The sequence below is a fragment of the Undibacterium sp. KW1 genome (assembly GCF_009937955.1).
GTDB lineage: Bacteria > Pseudomonadota > Gammaproteobacteria > Burkholderiales > Burkholderiaceae_D > Undibacterium.
In genome coordinates this window covers 1,013,271-1,033,565 of sequence record NZ_AP018439.1, presented here as the reverse complement: position 1 = coordinate 1,033,565, position 20,295 = coordinate 1,013,271, and the positions used below count along the sequence as shown (strand labels likewise).

The 20,295-nt window shown below is 52.5% G+C and carries 19 protein-coding genes and 2 pseudogenes; 14 read left to right on the top strand and 7 right to left on the bottom strand.

Annotated elements, in window-relative coordinates; all coding sequences use genetic code 11:
* The first annotated feature begins 79 nt into the window (after positions 1–79).
* The 6 genes and pseudogenes from recG (at position 80) to UNDKW_RS04645 (ending at position 8,009) form a co-directional block, all read left to right on the top strand.
* A complete protein-coding gene (gene recG / locus UNDKW_RS04670; RefSeq protein WP_370529084.1) occupies positions 80–2,236 on the top strand; it encodes an ATP-dependent DNA helicase RecG in 2,157 nt (718 codons plus the stop codon).
* A gap of 6 nt (positions 2,237–2,242) precedes the next feature.
* A complete protein-coding gene (locus UNDKW_RS04665; protein ID WP_162057770.1) occupies positions 2,243–2,737 on the top strand; it encodes a GNAT family N-acetyltransferase in 495 nt (164 codons plus the stop codon).
* Positions 2,738–2,851: 114 nt separating this feature from the next.
* A pseudogene (locus UNDKW_RS04660) lies at positions 2,852–3,762 on the top strand (SDR family NAD(P)-dependent oxidoreductase).
* Between the two features lie 305 nt (positions 3,763–4,067).
* Positions 4,068–5,012: a hydrogen peroxide-inducible genes activator gene (locus UNDKW_RS04655; RefSeq protein ID WP_162039967.1), complete on the top strand. Its 945-nt coding sequence runs from the start codon at positions 4,068–4,070 to the stop codon at positions 5,010–5,012.
* Positions 5,013–5,028: 16 nt separating this feature from the next.
* On the top strand, positions 5,029–5,574 hold the full coding sequence (gene rimJ, locus UNDKW_RS04650) for a ribosomal protein S5-alanine N-acetyltransferase (protein ID WP_162057769.1): 546 nt from the start codon (positions 5,029–5,031) through the stop codon (positions 5,572–5,574).
* A gap of 179 nt (positions 5,575–5,753) precedes the next feature.
* The gene (locus UNDKW_RS04645) at positions 5,754–8,009 is read left to right on the top strand and encodes a patatin-like phospholipase family protein (RefSeq protein WP_162057768.1); all 2,256 of its coding nucleotides are present in this window, start codon (positions 5,754–5,756) and stop codon (positions 8,007–8,009) included.
* Here UNDKW_RS04645 and UNDKW_RS04640 read toward each other — a convergent pair.
* Positions 7,982–8,779 (bottom strand): helix-turn-helix transcriptional regulator, encoded by a 798-nt coding sequence (locus UNDKW_RS04640; RefSeq protein WP_162057767.1) that lies wholly within the window; start codon positions 8,777–8,779, stop codon positions 7,982–7,984. The two genes, UNDKW_RS04645 and UNDKW_RS04640, sit on opposite strands and share 28 nt — an antisense overlap.
* Positions 8,780–9,020: 241 nt before the next feature.
* Here UNDKW_RS04640 and UNDKW_RS04635 point away from each other — a divergent pair, with 241 nt between their 5' ends.
* Positions 9,021–9,239 carry a hypothetical protein gene (locus UNDKW_RS04635; RefSeq protein ID WP_162039962.1) on the top strand — a complete coding sequence of 73 codons (219 nt, stop codon included), beginning with the start codon at positions 9,021–9,023 and terminating at the stop codon, positions 9,237–9,239.
* Between the two features lie 45 nt (positions 9,240–9,284).
* Here UNDKW_RS04635 and UNDKW_RS04630 read toward each other — a convergent pair whose 3' ends face one another.
* The 4 genes and pseudogenes from UNDKW_RS04630 to ugpB all read right to left on the bottom strand — a co-directional run bounded on the left by UNDKW_RS04630 (position 9,285) and on the right by ugpB (position 13,672).
* A complete protein-coding gene (locus UNDKW_RS04630; protein WP_162057765.1) occupies positions 9,285–10,361 on the bottom strand; it encodes a sn-glycerol-3-phosphate import ATP-binding protein UgpC in 1,077 nt (358 codons plus the stop codon).
* Positions 10,362–10,374: 13 nt separating this feature from the next.
* Positions 10,375–11,226 carry a sn-glycerol-3-phosphate ABC transporter permease UgpE gene (gene ugpE, locus UNDKW_RS04625; RefSeq protein WP_162039960.1) on the bottom strand — a complete coding sequence of 284 codons (852 nt, stop codon included), beginning with the start codon at positions 11,224–11,226 and terminating at the stop codon, positions 10,375–10,377.
* A 2-nt stretch (positions 11,227–11,228) separates the two neighbouring features.
* Positions 11,229–12,110 carry a sn-glycerol-3-phosphate ABC transporter permease UgpA gene (gene ugpA / locus UNDKW_RS04620; protein WP_162057764.1) on the bottom strand — a complete coding sequence of 294 codons (882 nt, stop codon included), beginning with the start codon at positions 12,108–12,110 and terminating at the stop codon, positions 11,229–11,231.
* 249 nt (positions 12,111–12,359) lie between these two features.
* Positions 12,360–13,672, bottom strand: a pseudogene (gene ugpB, locus UNDKW_RS04615) (sn-glycerol-3-phosphate ABC transporter substrate-binding protein UgpB).
* 207 nt (positions 13,673–13,879) lie between these two features.
* Between ugpB and ubiA the strand changes: the two are divergent.
* From ubiA to UNDKW_RS04595, 4 genes are all read left to right on the top strand, one after another.
* Positions 13,880–14,734: a 4-hydroxybenzoate octaprenyltransferase gene (gene ubiA, locus UNDKW_RS04610; RefSeq protein ID WP_370529123.1), complete on the top strand. Its 855-nt coding sequence runs from the start codon at positions 13,880–13,882 to the stop codon at positions 14,732–14,734.
* Between the two features lie 130 nt (positions 14,735–14,864).
* Complete coding sequence (locus UNDKW_RS04605; protein WP_162039958.1) at positions 14,865–15,176, top strand: YqjD family protein; 312 nt, start codon at positions 14,865–14,867, stop codon at positions 15,174–15,176.
* A gap of 15 nt (positions 15,177–15,191) precedes the next feature.
* Positions 15,192–15,581 (top strand): phage holin family protein, encoded by a 390-nt coding sequence (locus UNDKW_RS04600; RefSeq protein ID WP_162039957.1) that lies wholly within the window; start codon positions 15,192–15,194, stop codon positions 15,579–15,581.
* A 3-nt stretch (positions 15,582–15,584) separates the two neighbouring features.
* Positions 15,585–15,920 (top strand): YqjK family protein, encoded by a 336-nt coding sequence (locus UNDKW_RS04595; protein ID WP_162057762.1) that lies wholly within the window; start codon positions 15,585–15,587, stop codon positions 15,918–15,920.
* A 20-nt stretch (positions 15,921–15,940) separates the two neighbouring features.
* Here UNDKW_RS04595 and proC read toward each other — a convergent pair whose 3' ends face one another.
* The gene (gene proC, locus UNDKW_RS04590) at positions 15,941–16,765 is read right to left on the bottom strand and encodes a pyrroline-5-carboxylate reductase (RefSeq protein WP_232063235.1); all 825 of its coding nucleotides are present in this window, start codon (positions 16,763–16,765) and stop codon (positions 15,941–15,943) included.
* Positions 16,755–17,459, bottom strand: coding sequence for a YggS family pyridoxal phosphate-dependent enzyme (locus UNDKW_RS04585; RefSeq protein WP_162057761.1), 705 nt, complete (start codon positions 17,457–17,459; stop codon positions 16,755–16,757). Before UNDKW_RS04585 ends, proC begins: the two co-directional genes overlap by 11 nt.
* Before the next feature lie 134 nt (positions 17,460–17,593).
* Between UNDKW_RS04585 and UNDKW_RS04580 the strand changes: the two genes are divergently transcribed.
* Genes UNDKW_RS04580 through UNDKW_RS04570 form a run of 3 tightly spaced genes read left to right on the top strand, consistent with a single transcriptional unit; the run spans position 17,594 to position 20,272 of the window.
* Positions 17,594–18,637 carry a type IV pilus twitching motility protein PilT gene (locus tag UNDKW_RS04580; protein ID WP_162057760.1) on the top strand — a complete coding sequence of 348 codons (1,044 nt, stop codon included), beginning with the start codon at positions 17,594–17,596 and terminating at the stop codon, positions 18,635–18,637.
* A 19-nt stretch (positions 18,638–18,656) separates the two neighbouring features.
* Positions 18,657–19,793 (top strand): PilT/PilU family type 4a pilus ATPase, encoded by a 1,137-nt coding sequence (locus tag UNDKW_RS04575; protein WP_162057759.1) that lies wholly within the window; start codon positions 18,657–18,659, stop codon positions 19,791–19,793.
* A complete protein-coding gene (locus tag UNDKW_RS04570; RefSeq protein WP_162057758.1) occupies positions 19,790–20,272 on the top strand; it encodes a glutathione peroxidase in 483 nt (160 codons plus the stop codon). The genes UNDKW_RS04575 and UNDKW_RS04570 overlap by 4 nt, the downstream gene beginning before the upstream one ends.
* Positions 20,273–20,295: the final 23 nt, after the last annotated feature.

The window sequence follows — 20,295 nt, the reverse complement described above, 5'->3', positions numbered from 1 at the left end:
AGGCAAACAGCCTGCAACCAGGGTTTTGTGAATTTCCTGAAAAAGTAAGCTGACAGCAAAACCCACCATTTTACACCTCATGGCCGCTGAAGACCAAAGTGCTAGCGTAGAGTTAAAGAATACACAAGCTGATGCAGCCATGGCTGGCGGCCATGCACAGCCGGAGTCCGGCACCAATAAGCCTGTCAAGAAAGCCAAAAGTCCGGCCAATACCGCTGCCAAGGCAAGTGAAAAACTTGCCAAACTGGGCTTGCGCAAGGACATGGATTTTGTCTTGCACCTGCCCATGCGCTATGAAGATGAAACTGAAATCGTCAGCATGCGCGATGCCTCTTTCCGTGGTGGCAGCAGCGTACAGGTCGAGGGCGTGGTCACAGAATGCGATATCCAGTATCGCCCGCGCCGCCAGCTGGTCGTGACTATTGCTGACGATAGTGGCCAGGTCGTACTGCGCTTCCTGAATTTTTATGGCAGCCAGACCAAGCAGATGGCGGTAGGTGTGCGGGTACGGGCGCGTGGTGAATTACGCCACGGCTTCTTTGGCGCAGAGATGGTGCATCCCCACTACAAGATCGTCAATGAAGGCGCACCGTTGCCGACTGCATTGACACCTGTTTATCCATCTGGCGAGGGCGTGCCACAAGCTTTATTGCGCAAGGCAATTGCCAATGCCATGACACGCGTCAACTGGCGCGACACCCTGTCGCCTGCACGCTTGGCCGCCCTGCATTTGCAGGATTTTGAAAGCAGCATACGCACCCTGCACAATCCACCGCCAGATGTCGATCAGCATAGCCTTATCGAGCGCGAACACCCGGCATGGGAACGCATGAAATTCGATGAACTGCTGGCCCAGCAATTATCACTAAAGCGTGCGCAAATCACCCGTCGCAGCAAAGGCGCAAATGCCCTGCCACTGGTCGGTGAACTCAGCAATGCCTTTTTGCTTAACCTGCCATTCTCACTGACCAAGGCTCAGGAGAAAGTGCTGGCAGAGATACGCGATGACTTGCGTGAAGCCTTCCCCATGCAACGCCTGTTGCAGGGCGACGTAGGCAGCGGTAAAACCATCGTTGCGGCACTGGCAGCAGCGCAAGCCATAGACAATGGTTTTCAGGCAGCGCTGATGGCGCCGACAGAAATTCTGGCCGAACAGCACTTCAGGAAAATCGCCGCCTGGCTGGAACCGCTGGGTGTAAAAACAGCCTGGCTGACCGGCAGCCTGAAGAAAAAAGAAAAAGACGCGGCAAATGCATTGATCACTTCTGGCGAAGCACAACTGGTGATAGGCACCCACGCTCTGATACAAGACAGCGTGCAATTCAAGAAGTTGGGCTTGGTCATCGTTGATGAACAACACCGCTTTGGCGTCAGCCAGCGCCTGAACCTGGCCAACAAGACCGAGGCGGGTAAGGTGCCACATCAACTGATGATGTCGGCCACGCCTATCCCGCGCACACTGGCGATGACGTATTACGCTGATCTGGAAGTGTCGGTCATTGATGAACTGCCACCAGGCCGCACACCTATCGTCACCCGTGTTATCGACCAGAACCGCCGTGATGAAGTCATTGCCCGCGTGCAGGCTGCAGGGCAGGAAGGCAAACAAGTTTATTGGGTATGCCCACTGATAGAAGAATCAGAAACCCTGCAACTGCAAACAGCAACTGACACGCACACCATGCTTGCTGAAGCCTTGCCGGGATTGAAAGTAGGTCTGGTACATGGCCGCCTGAAACCGGCAGAAAAACAGGCCACCATGGAGGCCTTCATCCGCAATGACAGTCAGGTATTGGTGGCTACCACCGTGATTGAAGTTGGCGTTGATGTGCCGAATGCCAGCCTGATGGTGATAGAACATGCCGAGCGTTTTGGCCTGTCGCAATTACATCAGTTACGTGGCCGTGTAGGCCGTGGTGCGGCGGCCAGTGTTTGTCTGCTACTTTACCAGGGCCCGCTGGGTGGCACAGCCAAGCAAAGGCTGGCCACCATGCGCGAAAGTAATGATGGCTTTGAAATTGCGCGCAAGGACCTGGAATTGCGCGGCCCCGGTGAATTCCTCGGTGCACGCCAATCCGGTGAAGCCATGTTACGCTTTGCCAACCTCGAAACCGATCAATGGCTGGTCGATAAGGCACGCAATCTGGCCGATGAATTATTAAAAAATGACCCTGTCACCGTTGCCGCTCATCTGGAGCGCTGGCTTGGATATAAAGAAGAATTTTTACGAGTATAAAAACCTATGCTGAATATCGTTAATGTTGATGTCAATAATCCACAGCATGCCAAAGACCTGGTCAGCATGCTTAATATGTATGCGCTTGATCCCATGGGTGGTGGCGAATCGCTGTCTGATTATGCACAAGCCAATCTCATTAGCGAACTCAAGAAACGCAATACCGTGCGCGCCATACTCGCTTATGTGAATGAGCAGGTTGCCGGTTTTGCGATTTGCATAGAAGGCTTCTCCACCTTTGCCTGCAAGTCTTTATTGAACATCCACGACTTTGCCGTGCACCCTGATTTTCGCGGCCAGGGCATAGGCAATCAAATGATGCAGCACCTGACTGCATTGTCCGAACAACTGGGTTATTGCAAGATGACGCTGGAAGTATTGGAGGGCAATACTCGTGCACAGAATCTGTATCGCGCAGAAGGCTTTGCGCCGTATGAGCTGAACCCGGAATTTGGTGGCGCGATCATCATGCAAAAGAAAATCGGCGCAAAGGCTGTTTAGTCGCCAGCGTCTAAAAAACTGAGCTGCCTGCCGCTACATCTCCAAAAAAATAGCATACACTCGGCATCTCAGGGCTGAGTCTGCCCACGACTTCAAATTACAACAGGAGAAAAAATGACAATAGACTTCAAAGGCCGTGTTGCCATCGTGACCGGTGCAGGTGGTGGTTTGGGGCGTGAACATGCGCTGGCGCTGGCTTCGCGAGGTGCCAAAGTGGTCGTGAACGATCTGGGTGGTGCGCGTGATGGTTCCGGCGGTTCATCTGCCGCAGCACTTGCCGTGGTCGAAGAAATCCGTGCGGCTGGTGGCGAGGCGATAGCCAATGGCGCATCGGTCACCGATTTTGAAGCGGTACAAGCCATGGTGGCAGAGACCATGGCGCAATGGGGGCGGATTGATATCCTGGTCAATAACGCCGGTATCTTGCGCGACAAGAGCTTTGCCAAGATGGATATCGCCGACTTTAAACTGGTGCTGGATGTGCATCTGATGGGTGCGGTGCATTGCTGCAAGGCAGTCTGGGCCATCATGACAGAACAAAAATATGGCCGCATCGTGATGACGACTTCTTCGTCCGGCCTGTATGGCAATTTTGGCCAATCCAACTATGGTGCTGCCAAGCTGGCCCTGGTCGGGCTGATGCAGACGCTGGCATTGGAAGGGGCCAAGTATGATATCCGCGTGAATAGCCTGGCACCGACGGCGGCAACCCGCATGACTGAAAGCCTGTTCCCGGCAGAGTTCCTGGCGGCGTTGCAACCATCAGATGTGGTACCTGCGATGCTGGTGCTGGCGTCTGAGCAAGCCCCTCCCGCGCCATCCTGTGCGCAGGCGCAGGCAGTTTTGAAGCCGCGAATATCACGCTGACCCAGGGTGTCTGGGTGGGTCGTGGGGATGATGCACCTGAGCAACTGGCTGCGCGTCTGGCGGAAGTGCGCCAGCGTGATGGAGAGGCTGTGCCAGAAAGCGGTGCGGCACAAGGTCACCTGGAGCTAACCAAGGCCATGAGCCAGTCTAAAGGCTGAGCTGAATACAGAGAAGCATCTGCAGATTTAAAAGGGAGTGGCACATCTAGCCACTCCCCGCACTCCCCGGTCGCTTAGCACAAGCGAAGCTGGACATACTGCGCCAGATCAAGCGTTTTGAAAATAGCAAGTATCACATCCACAATTTAGTTTCTGGCAGAGTATGCGCCAAAACAGCCAAATATCGTATATACGGTATGATTGTTAAAAAATACTCCCCCTGTCATTGTTAAATTCAGGAAAAAATTTGCTACCTGTACAAAGCACTTGCTGACGCTGCTCTCAGTCTGTGCCAAACTAACGTCATGACACTTACAGAATTAAAATATATTGTTGCCGTAGCCCGGCAAAAACATTTTGGCCATGCGGCAGAAGCCTGTTTTGTCGCCCAGCCTACGCTGTCTGTCGCCATCAAAAAACTCGAAGATGAACTGGGCGTCACTATTTTTGAACGTGGCGGCACCGAGGTATCCACCACCCCGCTAGGTGCACAGATTGTTGCCCAGGCTGAACGTGTGCTGGAACAAACCGCCGCCATCAAGGAAATCGCCAAACAAAACAAAGACCCGCTGGCTGGCCCTTTCCGCCTTGGCGTCATTTATACGATAGGCCCCTACCTGCTGCCTACCCTGGTGAAAACCATGATACAGCAGGTGCCGCAGATGCCTTTGGTGCTGCAAGAGAATTTCACTGTGAAGCTCATGGAGCTACTGCGCCAGGGTGAGCTTGATGCTGCCATCATGGCCCTGCCCCTGCCTGATCAGGGCATGATGATACAGCCGCTGTATGACGAACCTTTTGTGGTTGCCATGCCAAAAGACCATGCCTGGGCAGGCCGCGATGAAGTGTCAGCCGAAGAATTGAAGTCAGAAACCATGCTCTTGCTGGGTAATGGCCATTGCTTCCGCGATCAGGTGCTGGAGGTTTGCCCGGAAATGTCGCGCTTCTCGACAACGGGTGACGGCATTGCCAGGACCTTTGAAGGTTCATCACTGGAAACCATACGCCACATGGTGGCGTCCGGCATAGGCATCACGGTATTGCCGATGGCGTCGGTACCTGACATGGATGCCAAAGATGGCATGTTGCGCTACCTGCCTTTCACTGCACCGGCACCAGACCGTCGCGTCGTGATTGCCTGGCGCAAGAGTTTTACCCGTCAGGCGGCGATTGAAGCGATACGCAAGGCTGTGCTGGCTTGCGACCTGCCTGGCGTGACCATGCTCGATGAAGCGGCAAGCACTCAATAATCTTATCCCTCGCACTATGAATAAAGAAGCAATCGCGACTGCGCGTCTGCAATTACGGGTATTGATGCCCGAACATGCCCCCATGATGCAGCAATATTTGCTGCTCAACCGTGCCCACCTGGCACCATGGGAACCGGCCCGCGATGAAGATTTTTTCTCACTGGAAAAATGTGAAGAAAGACTGCTGGCCAGTTCCCGTCTCATGGACGCTGGACTGGTCATGCATTTTGCTGTGTGCCAGGACCAGACCATGATAGGCATCTGCAATTTCAGCAATATTGTCCGCGGCGCTTTTCATGCCTGCCACATGGGTTATGCCATTGCAGAACAGCAGCAAGGCCAGGGTTATATGCAGGAAGCCGTACGGGCTGGCATAGCCTATATGTTCCAAGAGCAGGGGCTGCATCGCGTCATGGCCAACTATGTACCGGAAAACCAGCGCAGCGGCGCTTTGCTGGAGCGTCTGGGCTTTGAAAAAGAAGGCTATGCCAAGTCTTATCTCAAGATCAATGGCGTCTGGCGCGACCATATCCTGACCGCACTGGTTAATGAGGATAACTGAACGAGATAACCAAGCTGGGCAATTAAACCCGACGATCAAACCGGAAACACTGAATTAGCAAACTGCTCATCATTGGACAAGGCGATACGTATATACTGCGGTCTTTTGCGAAACATGCTGGTGATTGCGGTCTGTAACAACAGACCCGTACACCACATTTCTACAGAAAGCTTCAGTTCATGTCATTGTCCCGAGTTCTGTTGGTCATTGCCTGCCTGGCAGCCAGCTTGTTTACCTTTGACAGCCAGGCGCAAGTCGTCGGCGACGCTACAAACTCCAGCCCTGCTGCCAATGGCCAACCCAGCCGTCCCAAAGTCGCCCTGGTACTGTCAGGCGGCGGTGCGCGTGGCTTTGCCCATATAGGCGTATTGCGCGCCTTGCGCAAAATGCGTGTGCCTGTGGATATGGTGGTTGGCACCAGCATAGGTGCCGTCGTTGGTGGTGCCTATGCTGCCGGGCGCTCAGCCGATGAACTGGAGCAAATCGTCAAGGAAACTGACTGGGACAGCGTGCTGGCCGACCGTCCCGCCCGTTATGACCTGGATTTCCGCCGCAAGGAAGAAGACTTGATGCTGCCTTCGCGCATAGAATTTGCGGTGACCAAGTCTGGCGTATTTTTGCCCCCGGCAGCTGCCGGCAATGCCGCCCTGGAAAATGCCCTGACACGCCTGATGCCTGAAGGCATGCGTGACCAGCCAGTCAACCAGCTGGCCCTGCCCTTTCTGTCTGTTGCCTCTGATTTGCTGACTGGCGAGATGGTGGAATTGAATGACACCCCCCTGCTGATGACCATGCGTGCCTCGCTGGCCCTGCCGGGTGTGTTTGCACCTGTGCGTATCAAGCAGAAGCTGGTTGTTGATGGTGGCCTGGTCAGCAATTTGCCAGTGGAACTGGCACGCGCCATGGGGGCGGATATCATCATTGCCGTGAATGTGGGCACGCCACTGGCGAAGGAGCATGAGCTTAACAGCGCCATCGACGTCACCAAGCAGATGCTGCAAATCCTGACTGAGCAAAACGTGCAGCGCTCTATCAAGGACTTGCGCAAATCCGATGTGCTGATTGCGCCGGAATTATCAGGCACCAGCTTTCTTGATTTTGGACTGTATCAGCAGACCATCAAGGCAGGTGAAATCGCCACCAATAAAATGGCCACACAGTTAAGCGCCTTACGCGTGCCGGATGAGCAATATGCCGTCTTTGAATACCAGCGCTCTAACGCGGGGCAAACTGCCAGAAATACTGCCGATAAACTGCCACTCGCAAAGATAGAGGTCGAAGGTCCGCGCTATATCAACCCGCAGGCCTTGATCGCGCAAACGGGTTTGAAAGAGGGTCAGATCTTGTCGCAAGAGCAGATCAGGCAAGCCTCGGGCAAGCTGTACGGGCGCGGTGATATCGACAATATAGAAACTGTCATCAGCGATGAAGATGGTAAACGCAATGTGCTGATCAAGCCATCAGAATCCAATTCCAGCCGCAACCGCTTGCGGGTAGGTCTTGAGCTGACCAGTGATTTTGCAGATGAAAACCGCTTTGGCCTGAGCGTCTTGCATATCGCATCCTCACTCAATAGTTATGGTGCAGAATTACGTACCTTTGCCCGCATAGGCAGCCAGCGCCAGTTGGGCTCGCAGTTCTGGCAACCGCTGGCTTCTGGCTCACCCTGGTATGTGGCCCCTTCGCTTGAATACAATGGCAGTAGCCTGGATTTGTATCAAGAGGGGCGCAAGGCCTTGCGCGTAGGCGTGCGTGGCACCCAGGGCACCCTGGTTTTTGGACGACAACTGGATAACTGGGGCACCATAGAAGCGGGGGTCAGCCGTGGTTTTGGCAAAGTCGATATTTTATTGCCCGCGGTTGCCAATCAGGATAGCCTGCGCTATTACAGCACCACGCGCTTCTTGCGCTTCCGTCTGGATACCCTGGATTCGCTGGCCAACCCCAGCCGGGGTTATCTGGTCACCTCCTCCTGGGAACAAACACCTGCGCAAAATCCCGGTGAGCGTTCACAGGCACAATCGCAAATCGATGCTTTGTCAGCCTTCCGGCTTGGGGATTGGGCCGGGCATTTATATGGAGAATGGAACCGTTCAGAACGTGGTGGCGCACCTAACCCGCTCGGCGGTTTCTTGCGTCTGTCAGGCACGGCGAACAACTCACTTGCTGGTGACGCTACAGCTTTTGGCCGCTTCGTCATAGCGCGTAAAATCGGTTCTTTGCCAACCACCATAGGCGGTGCGATACGGACAGGGTTCTCGCTGGAAGCGGGCAATTCTTATGGCAATGGCCAGGCACTACGCCTTAGTTCCCTCAAGCAGGCAGCCAGCGCCTTTGTCTCTGTTGAAACGCGTTTTGGTCCGCTGTTCTTTGGTGCCGGGGCAACGCGCGGCAATGGCTCTTCGCTTTATCTTTTCCTCGGGCCTATCTGGTGAATCTGATGCGTCAGTCCTTTGACTGGCGCTGCCGTCTCAGGACGGCGCAGTGCCGTAAAGGCAGAGAATTCCCAGGAACGGAAGCCCACCAGCAAGGTAAAGCCATCGCGCTCTTCTGGTCTCAGGCGGCGGTCGTCCTGATGCAGACGTGCCAGCTCGGCAGCCAGTTGCTGTATCTTTTGCACCATCTCCATGGCGCTGTGCGATGACACCCGGGCTGGTACAAAGAGCAAAGTCTCCCCCTGTCCGGCAAAGCTGCCATCAAAATAATCACCGACGACGACATCCCTGAAATACTGCTGTACCGGGCCATCAGGACGCCAGTGGAAAGCTGGCGACACTTTCAGGCGATACCGGTTAAGGGGCCGCAATTCTATGACTTCAAGTTTATCGAGTGCGATCAGGTGCAGGACACATTCAGCCTCAGACAAATGATAGGTTTCTATGATTTGTTCCAACGTCCAATGCCCGAGGCAACAAATCGCTACCAGCAATAATTTGGGGTCGGCCATCAGCGATTGTTCCTGTGCCAGGCTCAGGGTATCAGCATGCGGCGTGACATCGGCAGCCTGGCGCAATACATCTTCCATGGCGATGCCTGAGGCCTTGCAGATTTCTGCCAGGCGCGACAGGCTCATATCCCTTTGCCCGAACATGCGCTTCATGCTGGACTCACTCATGCCTATACGGTCTGCCAGCATTTTGTAAGTCACGCCTGCCGCGCGCAATTCTGAGCGCAAGACTTTCAAGACCAATTCGGGAGAACTCATGAAGGCTTCCTGACTAAATGTAAAATTTCGCAAATAGTACCGCAATTCAGTACCAAACAGATTAATTAACTATTCTTCCTGCAATTTTCTGGTACGTTTTTTTAATTATTGCGACACTTCGACCTGCAAAAGCGGCATGAAGTTCAATAGCAAGCGTCTCAAGATTGAAATTCGCTGCCCATGCAAATATTCAAGCTTCAGTCCAAAGGGGTCAGGAATGCAAACAGGAAGTGATGCCAGTATGAACAGCAGCAGACGTGAAACCATACGCAGGTATGCAATAGCCACGCTGCTAACGTTCGCGGTGTTTGGGCTGGGTTATATTTGCGGGCAAAAAAGCGAACAGCAAACGCCAGCCATCAGCAAAGCCAATGGGCTCAATAGCGCACCCAGCCGCGCCAGTGTACGTTCAGATTTTTTAAAACAACAGCAAAAGCGCAAAGCGGCGCTGATTGTCTGATCGACTGCCTGATCCTGAAATTGGTTTGCTCCCTGTTTCAAACGCTCAAATGCGTTTGGTGGTAACAGGATCAAACCAGTGCACGACATCTGCAGCAAAACCTGCTGTCGTACGCTGACCTGCCTCTACTACCGTGCCCGCAGGCGTACGTATGACCACGGGTTCACCACCGCAAAGACCATGCACCAGCAAATCTGCCCCCAGCGACTCTACCAGTTGTACTTCCAGTGGCAGGCCAGGCATGCCTACGAACAAATGTTCTGGACGCACACCCAGTACCAGCTCACGGTTGGCGACGCGCTCTGCTTCGCTCTGTACCAGCGGCAGTGACACCAGCGTCTGGCCTATCTGCATCTGCCTGCCGCTCTCAGTCAGTTTGCCACGCAAGAGATTCATTGGTGGTGAACCGATGAAACTGGCGACGAAAGTCGTGGCCGGTGTCGCATACACTTCTGCCGGCGTACCTATCTGTTCGGCCACGCCACCATTCATGACTATCATGCGCTGGCCCAGGGTCATGGCCTCGACCTGGTCATGCGTGACATACAGACTGGTGGTGCCCAGTGCCTTGTGCAGGCGCTGGATTTCCAGGCGCATCTGCACCCGCAGTTTGGCATCCAGGTTTGACAACGGTTCATCAAATAAAAAAACTGCCGGTTCACGGACGATGGCGCGGCCCATGGCTACGCGCTGGCGCTGGCCGCCAGAGAGTTGGCGCGGAGTCCTGTCCAGTAATGCCCCCAGCTCCAGTATCTGCGCCGCTTTTTGTACCCGGGTTTCAATATCGGCTTTGGAAAAGCCGCGTATCTTCAAACCATAGGCCATGTTCTGATACACGCTCATGTGCGGGTACAGCGCATAGTTCTGGAACACCATGGCGATATCCCTGTCCTTGGGTTCCAGATTATTGACCACCCTGTCGCCAATGACGATATCGCCAGAAGTAATTTCTTCCAGCCCTGCGACCATGCGCAACAGCGTCGATTTACCGCAGCCAGAAGGGCCCACCATGACAATGAATTCACCATGATTGATATCCATGGAAATACCATGGATGACAGCAACGGCCTTATCGCCCTTGCCGTAAGTTTTGGTGACGTTTTTAAAATGTAGTTGTGCCATAAGTTATTTTTATTTATTTTTCTGAATCCACTAAACCCTTAACAAACCACTTCTGCATAACGACCACCACCAGCCCAGGTGGCAGCATCGCCAGCAGCAGAGTCGCCATCACCATATTCCATTCGACTGCGGCATCACCGCCAGCAATCATGCGCTTGATGCCTACGCCTATCGGGTACATATTCTGTTCTGTTGAGACCAGCAAAGGCCACAAGTACTGGTTCCAGCCATAGATGAACATGATGACAAACAGGGCAATCACATTGGTGCGCGACAGCGGCCACAGTATGTCCTTGAAGAAGCGCAAGGGGCCTGCACCGTCTATGCGGGCAGCTTCTGCCAGTTCATCTGGAACTGTCAAAAAAAACTGCCTGAATAGAAAGGTCGCAGTCGCCGAGGCGATCAGTGGCACCGTCAACCCGGCGTAGCTGTTGAGCATGGACAAGTCAGATACCACTTTATAAGTCGGGCTGATACGCACTTCGACAGGCAGCATCAGAGTCACAAAAATCATCCAGAAAAACAGTGTGCGGCCAGGAAAGCGAAAATACACCAGCGCAAAGGCAGACAACATGGAAATCGAAATCTTGCCGATAGCGATCATCAGTGCAGACACCAGGCTGACCCACATCATGCGCCCTACCGGGTTGGTAGCGACGTTACCCGATGTACCACTGCCCAGCACTGCCTGCAGGTTGACCCAGAGCTGATCACCCGGGATCAGGGACATAGGTGCCATTGCTGATTGTTCTGCCGTCTGGGTAGCGGCAACAAAAGCGACATAGATGGGAAATGCCACCAGGCTGACACCAAGTATCAGGATAAAGTGGCTGAACATGCCCAGAAAAGGCCGACGCTCTATCATGCTTAATACTGCACTTTCTTTTCTATGTATTTGAACTGCAGCACAGTCAGGACGATGACGATGCTCATCAATATGACGGACTGCGCAGCGGCACTGCCAAGATCGCCACCCTTGAAACCATCATTGAAAACTTTGAACACCAGGATCTCGGTATCCTTGCCAGGGCCGCCCTGGGTGGTCGCCTCAACGATCGCAAAAGTGTCAAAAAAGGCATAGACGATATTCACCACCAGCAAGAAAAAAGTAGTCGGCGTCAACAGCGGGAAAACAATGGTAAAGAAGCGTTTCCACGGCCCGGCACCATCTATCGCTGCCGCTTCTATCAGCGACTTGGGTATGGATTGCAAACCCGCGAGGAAGAATAAAAAGTTATAGCTGATCTGCTTCCAGACCGCCGCCAGGACAATCAATATCATGGCGTGGCGGCCATTCAAGAGATTATTCCATTCAATGCCAACATGGCGCAGAGCATGGGCAACGATACCGAGCGTAGGATTGAGCAAGAACATCCACAACACGCCCACTACCACAGGCGACACTGCATACGGCCAGATCAGCATGGTCTTGTAGATGGAACTACCCCTGACCACCCTGTCAGCAAATACCGCCATCAGCAAAGACAGGCTAAGCCCCAGCACAGCCACCAGGCTGGAAAACAGCGCCGTGGTCTTGAAGGCGGCCAGATAAGTTTCATCGGCAAACAGTGTCTTGAAATTATCAAACCAGACAAACTGCATGGACATGCCAAAGGCATCCTGCAACAAGACGGATTGATACAGGGCCTGGACTGCAGGCCAGAAAAAAAACAGCACAGTTACCAGCAACTGCGGCAAGAGCAGCAGATAAGGCAACCAGGCCGAACAAAACCGCGCACGCTTTTCCAAAAAAACCTCGATTGTTTAGAGACAGACCAAAAGGCTCAACACAGAGGCACAGAGGAGGGAAGCATCTCTTGCAAGAGCTGCTCGTTACGCAGGCATGTGGCATGCCACATGAAACCCCTGCTGCACCACAGAGAAAATCAAGAGGAAATCTGTGTAAGCCCAAGAGAAGTAAGCCTCAAAATTAAGCTTTTGACTTTCTCTGTGCCCCTCTGTGTCTCCGTGCCTCTGTGTTGAGAGGTCCTAAGATTTTTACTTATTCGCTTTTTCGAAACGATCCAGTAATTCATTTCCCCGCAAAACAGCATTATCCAGTGCAGCCTTGGCTGTTTTTTTGCCGCTCCAGACAGCCTCCAGCTCTTCATCCATGATGGTACGTATCTGGACAAAACTGCCCAGGCGTATGCCACGGGATTTGTCTGTGGTCTTGACAATCATTTGCTGGACGGCGACGCCAGGGCCTGGTGTTTTTTCATAGAAGCCAGACTTCTTGGTCATCTCATAGGCGGCGTTGGTGATCGGCAGGTAGCCGGTTTCCTGATGCCATTTGGCCTGCACTTCCGGTTGCGAGAGGAATTTATAAAACTTGGCGACGCCCTTGTATTCTTCGGGCTTCTTGCCATTCATGCTCCATAGCGAAGCACCGCCGATGATGGTGTTTTGCGGCGCGCCTTTGACGTCGGAATAATAAGGCAATGGTGCAACGGCAAATTTGAACTTGGCATTCTTGGCCACATTGCCATAGGCAGAACTCGACGAAGTCAGCATGCCGCATTCACCGGAATAGAATTTGGCTTCTGGCTCATTCTTGCGACCTGCATAGGTGAAGTAACCTTGCTTGGCCCAATTTTCCAGGTTTTCTATATGACGCACATGCAGCGGACTATTGAATGTCAGGCGCGCATCGAGACCACCAAAACCATTGCCTTTGGAAGCGAACTCCACATTGTGCCAGGCTGAAAAACTTTCCAGATGAACCCAGGTTTGCCAGCCTGTGGTGTAGGCACATTTTTCGCCGCTGGCTTTGAGGCGGGCAGCGGCGGCAACGACTTCTTGCCAGGTTGATGGCGCCTTGTTGGGGTCCATGCCTGCTCTGGCGAACATATCCTTGTTATAGTAAAACACCGTGGTTGAACTATTGAAAGGAAAGGACAGCATTTCCCCTTGGGTGAGGTGTAGTAACCCGCTACGGCAGGCACATAGCCGGAGGCATCAAATTTCTCGCCTGCGACTTTCATGACTTCAGATACCGGCTTGACTGCACCCTTCGCATACATCATGGTCGCCGTGCCGACTTCAAACACTTGCAAGATATGCGGCGCATTACCGGCGCGGAAGGCCGCAATACCTGCGGCCAGGGCTTCGTCGTAACTGCCTTTATAGACAGCCGTGACCTTGTATTCATTCTGGCTTTTATTGAATTGCTCAGCCAGCGCGGTGACGCGGTCCCCCAGTGCCCCTGTCATCGAATGCCACCAGCTTATTTCGGTCACCGCATGGGCAGAGCCAGCCAGGTTCATCAATACAGCAGCACTGGCCCAGGCCAGCTTGGTTTGCAGTTTCATATTAGTCCCGGAAAACCTATAGTAATTTATAGTGATTATGTAAATTTGCTGCAATATCATGACGTGCAAATGACATGATGTACTCAGGCTTTCAGGCAAGCGCTGAATGTGGCAAATCGTTAAGATATCACTCTGCACCACTCCGTGTATAGATAACACTTATAATTCTGCCATGCGCAACAACAAAGCTGAATCATGAATTTCTTGCTGACTCGCCTGGGCTGGTATATCAAACTGGTCAGGCTGCACAAACCCATAGGCATACTCTTATTACTCTGGCCTACGCTGGCGGCGCTGTGGATAGCTTCGGATGGCAAGCCCGACTGGCAACTGGTCGTGATTTTCAGCCTGGGCACGGCTTTGATGCGCTCTGCTGGCTGCGCAATCAATGATTATGCAGACCGCGACTTTGACCTCCATGTCAAACGCACGGCAGAGCGGCCACTGACCAGTGGCAAGATATCTGGCAAAGAAGCCGTCGGCGTTGCCGTAGTGCTGGCGCTGATTTCTTTTTGCCTGATCCTGTCCCTGAATACACTGACCAAACAATTGTCTGTCGTGGCGGTCGTCGTGGCAGGCAGCTACCCTTATTTCAAGCGCTTCTTTGCCATTCCCCAGGCTTATCTGGGCATCGCCTTTGGTTTTGGCATCCCCATGGCCTTTGCTGCCGTGCAAAATACCGTGCCTGTGGCAGCCTGGATTTTATTGCTGGCGAATGTATTCTGGGCAGTTGCCTATGACACCGAATATGCGATGGTAGACAGGGATGACGACTTGAAGATAGGTATCAAGACCTCTGCCATCACCTTTGGCAGCTATGATGTGTTTGCCGTCATGCTGTGCTATGCCCTCAGCTTCATGCTGATAGCACTGACAGGCTGGCAATTTGGCCTGCGCACCTGGTTCCTGGCGGGCATGGGGGTGGCTGTCGGATTTTCGCTCTACCACTACACCCTCATACGTGAACGTGAACGCATGGCCTGCTTTGCGGCTTTTATCAATAACAACTGGCTGGGTGCTGCAATCTTTGCTGGTATTGCCATTGACTATGCAGTAAAGTAAGCTGACAGATTGCCAATTTCTTAATTAGCTGCCCTGAACCAGATTTAAGCGTGGTCTTGTTATATCGCAAAGTAGCCATACATAATCAGCATAAGCTGTAAATTATTTCACCAACCTGAAGGGATGAACCATGAGCACAGTAGATGAACATAAAGAACAATTGATGAATGACTTGCATCTGGTTATCCGCGATGCAGAAGAACTCTTGAAAAATACCGAGCAGCAAGGCAGCGAAGGCTTCAAGTCTGCCAAGGCCAAATTTGAAAAAACCCTGAGAAATGCCAAGGCTGAAGTTGAGCGCATTGAAGATATCGTCGTCACACGCACAAAAGAAGCCGCCAAAGCCACTGACGTCTATGTCAAGGAAAACCCATGGCAATCTGCAGGTATTGCAGCCGGTGTAGGCTTGCTGGTTGGCTTGCTGATTGGCCGTAGCAGATAAGCGCAGCAAAAATCAATGGCTATCAGCGATTCGCTGGGACAACTTGCTGCGACACTGAGCAGTATGGTTCGTACCCGCCTGGAACTGGCTGCGGTTGAGCTGGAAGAAGAGCTTGCGCATTTTTCTTCCAGCCTGATATGGTCATTGACAGCATTGTTTTTTGCCTGCATTGCCATCATGCTGGCAATACTGACCGTGGTAGCCGTGTTTTGGGATACGACTTACCGCTATACGGTATTGCTGGCTTTAATCACTGTATTTGGTCTGCTGGCTGTGGGAATCGCCTTACACTTGCGCAAACAGTTCCGTGACAAACCCGGCTTGTTATTCCATAGCCTGGCTGAACTGAAAAAAGATGCCTCTGTCTTCAATCGTAGTAATGATAATCAAAAGGATCAGGGCTAGACCATGGGCAAGCGTCAGGAAAGACTGGCCTTACGGCGTCAGGCTTTATTATTGAAGATACAGGCAGAACGTGGTCTGATGACAATGCATTGCCAGGAGTTAAAAGAATCCATGGGAATGGCAGGAGTAGCCACAGGCTTGCTTGGCAAAGCTGGTCAAATCGTCCGCCAGCGCCCGCTGCTCGGTGGTCTGGCTGTTGCAGCCATACTGATATTCAAACCCAGGCGTATATTTTCTTTTGCCAGATCAGCGATACTGGGCTGGGAAACCTGGCGCGGCGTTGCCAATATACTGCAACGCGTGCGCGCAGATGTCAGTACCTCTGGGAAATCATCTTAGCGCACCCTCTCCCTTCCTCATTACACTAGCCCGAATTCATCCCCCAATTCTTTACCCCTGGCTGCCGCAGCCTTGACTGCATTGACGATAGCCTGTTTGACTCCAGCGTTTTCCATACTGGTCAGGGCGGCATAGGTAGTACCTCCCTTGGATGTCACGCGCTCACGTAAAACACTGACAGGTTCTGTCGCTTGCAAGGCAAGTTGCGCAGCGCCAGTAAAAGTCGTCATTGCCAGTTGCAGGCCCTGCTCAGGACTCAGGCCAAGCTCCGTTGCCGCCTGCTGCATGGCTTCAATAAAATAAAACACATAGGCCGGGCCACTGCCGGATACTGCGGTAACAGCATCCAGCAAACTTTCATCGTCCAGCCAGGTTGTTGCACCGACCGCTTGCATGATGTGCTCGGCCATTTGTTTTTGCTCTGCACTGACAGCAGCCAGGGCGAACAGTCCAGTCATGCCCTGCCCTATGAGTGCCGGGGTATTGGGCATGGTACGCACAATTTTTCCATAGCCACCCAGCCAGCGTGCGATATCGGTTGCACGTATGCCAGCGGCGATGGAGATCAGTAATTGCTTATCAATATATGGTGCCAAGCCTTGCACCACTTCACGCAATTGCTGCGGTTTGACAGCCAGGATAATCGCATCCATCTGTGCCAGCCTGGCATCGGCAGCCAGTGCTGTGCTGACACCAAAATCGCTGCTCAAGTTATCGAGGGAAGACTGATTGAGGTCTATGACATGAATATGTTCAGCCGTCGTCAAATTCTTGAGCAAGCCGCCTATCAGGGCATTTGCCATGTTGCCACCGCCCATGAAGGCGATTTTCATCTTATTTTGCATAGTTCCGGTTTCCAAAAATAGCTGTTCCTATCCTGAGCATGGTGCTGCCTTCTGCGATGGCTGCGTGCATGTCGCCACTCATACCCATGGACAAGGTATCCAGGGCAATGCCTGCGGCTTGTATATTGTCACTCAACTGTTTCAACTGGCGAAATGCCTGCCTTTGCACCTGTTCATCATCGCTGGCTTCTGGCACGGCCATCAAGCCACGCAAGCGCAAGCCTGGCAGCAACACGATTTTTTGCGCCAGGGCCAAAGCTTCATCTGGCAAAACACCACTTTTGCTTGCCTCACCACTAATATTAACTTGCAGACAAATATTCAGTGCTGGCATCTCTGCCGGCCTTTGTTCCGACAGCCGCTGGGCGATTTTTTCCCTGTCGACTGAATGTACCCAGGCAAAATGCTCGGCAATGGGGCGGGTCTTATTACTTTGTATGGGGCCGATAAAATGCCATTCGAGCTGAAGTTGCGGCTTTTTTGCCTTTACTTCCTGCATCTTCTCCAAAGCTTCCTGCAGGTAATTTTCACCAAAACTATGCTGCCCAGCCTCAGCCGCATCTATGACGGCATCAGCAGGAAAGGTCTTGGACACGGCCAGCAGGCGTAGTTGTTGCGGATCGCGCCCGCTGGCGAGGGCAGCAGCGCGGATATCCGCACTTACGGCTTGCAAGTTGTCAGAAATTGAGGACATAATCAGTAACCAAAAATCTATCTAATTCGTTGTGGACTTCTGGTAAAACTCCCCTCCACAGCTTAATATTGCTTTTATCTTGCTTTAGAGCAGCTTACCCACAATCAGCAACGATTTCATTACCGGAATTATAAATGGACATTTCAGAACTGCTGGCGTTCTCCGTCAAGAACAATGCCTCCGACTTACACTTATCCTCCGGCTTGCCGCCCATGATACGGGTACATGGCGATGTCAGGCGCATTAATTTGCCACCTCTGGAGCATAAAGATGTCCATGAGTTGATCTATGACATCATGAATGACTCGCAGCGCAAAGCTTATGAAGACACGCTGGAGTGCGACTTCTCGTTCTCCATCCCTGGTCTGGCACGTTTCCGCGTGAATGCGTTTAACCAGGAACGTGGTGCCGCAGCCGTCATGCGTACCATTCCGTCCAAGATTTTGTCGCTGGAACAGTTGAATGCGCCCAAAATCTTTGCTGATTTGTCACTAAAACCGCGTGGTCTGGTCCTGGTGACCGGCCCTACCGGTTCGGGCAAATCCACGACACTGGCAGGCATGGTGAATCACCTCAATGAAAATGAGTATGGCCACATCCTGACGGTTGAAGACCCGATAGAATTTGTTCATGAATCCAAAAAATGCCTGATCAACCAACGTGAAGTCGGCCCGCATACGATGTCTTTCAACAACGCGCTGCGCTCTGCCCTGCGTGAAGATCCCGATGCCATCCTGGTCGGTGAGTTGCGTGATCTGGAAACCATACGTCTGGCACTGACTGCTGCTGAAACCGGTCACTTGGTATTCGGCACCCTGCATACCTCATCTGCTGCCAAGACCATTGACCGTATTGTTGACGTATTCCCGGCGGAAGAAAAAGAAATGGTGCGTTCGATGTTGTCAGAATCCCTGCAAGCGGTCATCTCGCAAACCCTGCTGAAAACCAAGGATGGCTCTGGCCGTGTGGCAGCGCATGAAATCATGCTGGGTACACCAGCGATACGCAACCTGATCCGCGAAGCCAAGATTGCGCAGATGTATTCGTCGATACAAACCGGTAGTAACCTGGGCATGCAGACACTGGATCAAAATCTGACTGATCTGGTGCGCCGCAATGTCATCTCGGTGGCGACTGCACGTGGTGCAGCCAAAACACCAGACAACTTCCCAGGCTAAGAGATCAAAGGATAAGAACATGGAACGCGATCAGGCCACCAAATTCATGAATGATTTGCTGAGACTCATGCTCAGCAAAAACGGTTCAGACTTGTTTATTACTGCAGACTTCCCGCCTGCCTTCAAGATAGACGGGCGGGTAACGCCAGTGTCGAACCAACCTTTGTCCCCTGCACATACTGTCGATCTGGCCCGTTCTATCATGAACGATAAACAGTCTTCAGAATTTGAATCGACCAAGGAATGTAATTTCGCGATCAGTCCTGCTGGGCTCGGGCGCTTCCGCGTCTCGGCCTTCATGCAGCAAGGCCGCGTTGGCCTGGTCTTGCGGACAATCACCACGGCCATTCCCAAACTTGAAGACCTGGGCTTGCCAGAAAATCTCAAGGAAATTGCCATGACCAAGCGCGGTCTGGTCATCATGGTAGGTGCTACCGGTTCAGGTAAATCCACCTCGCTGGCGGCCATGCTGGGGTACAGAAACGCAAACAGCTACGGTCACATCATCACGATCGAAGACCCTATAGAATATGTGCACCCGCACATGAATTGCATCATCACCCAGCGTGAGATCGGCATTGATACTGATGACTGGGGCGCGGCATTGAAAAACTCCCTGCGTCAGGCGCCAGACGTTATCCAGATCGGTGAGATCCGTGACCGCGAAACCATGGACTTTGCCGTTGCCTTTGCAGAAACCGGCCATCTTTGCCTGGCTACCCTGCATGCGAATAGTTCCAACCAGGCGCTGGACCGTATCATCAACTTCTTCCCGGAAGAACGTCGCCAGCAATTGCTGATGGATTTGTCACTGAACTTGAAAGCCGTTATTTCTCAGCGCCTGGTACCACTGAAAGGTCGCAAGGGTCGTGCTGCTGCTGTAGAGATCATGCTCAATACACCTCTGGTGTCTGACCTGATCTTCAAAGGTGCGGTACATGAAATCAAAGAGATCATGAAGAAGTCCCGTGAGCTGGGCATGCAGACCTTCGATCAATCTTTGTTTGATTTACATGAAGCAGACCAGATCACGTATGAAGATGCACTGCGCAATGCCGACTCTGTCAATGAACTGCGTCTGGCCATCATGTTAAAGGGCAAAGACGCTAAAGACCGCGACCTGACTGCAGGTACTAAACATTTGGGTATCGTATGAGCACGCTGGATTTCCAAGCCAATAATATACAAGGTGCACCTGTCGATCTGAAGCAATATGCAGGCAAGGTATTGCTGATCGTGAATACCGCCAGCAATTGCGGCTTTACGCCACAGTACAAGGGACTGGAAGCGATCTACCAGCAGTTCAAGGACAGGGGTGTTGAAGTACTGGGCTTTCCCTGTAACCAGTTTGGTCATCAGGAACCGGGGTCGGCTGGTGAAATTGGTTCCTTTTGCGAAAAAAATTATGGCGTGACTTTTCCCCTATTCGACAAGATAGACGTCAACGGCGACAAGGCTCACCCTTTGTTCCGGCACCTGAAAAGCCAGGCGCCTGGCTTATTGGGCAGCCAGTCCATCAAATGGAACTTCACCAAGTTCCTGGTCAAGAAAGATGGCACAGTATTCAAACGCTATGCGCCACAGACTGCACCTAAAGACTTGCTCGATGATATAGAAAAGCTACTGGCGGAGTGACACAGGTATCGCGAGATAAACTC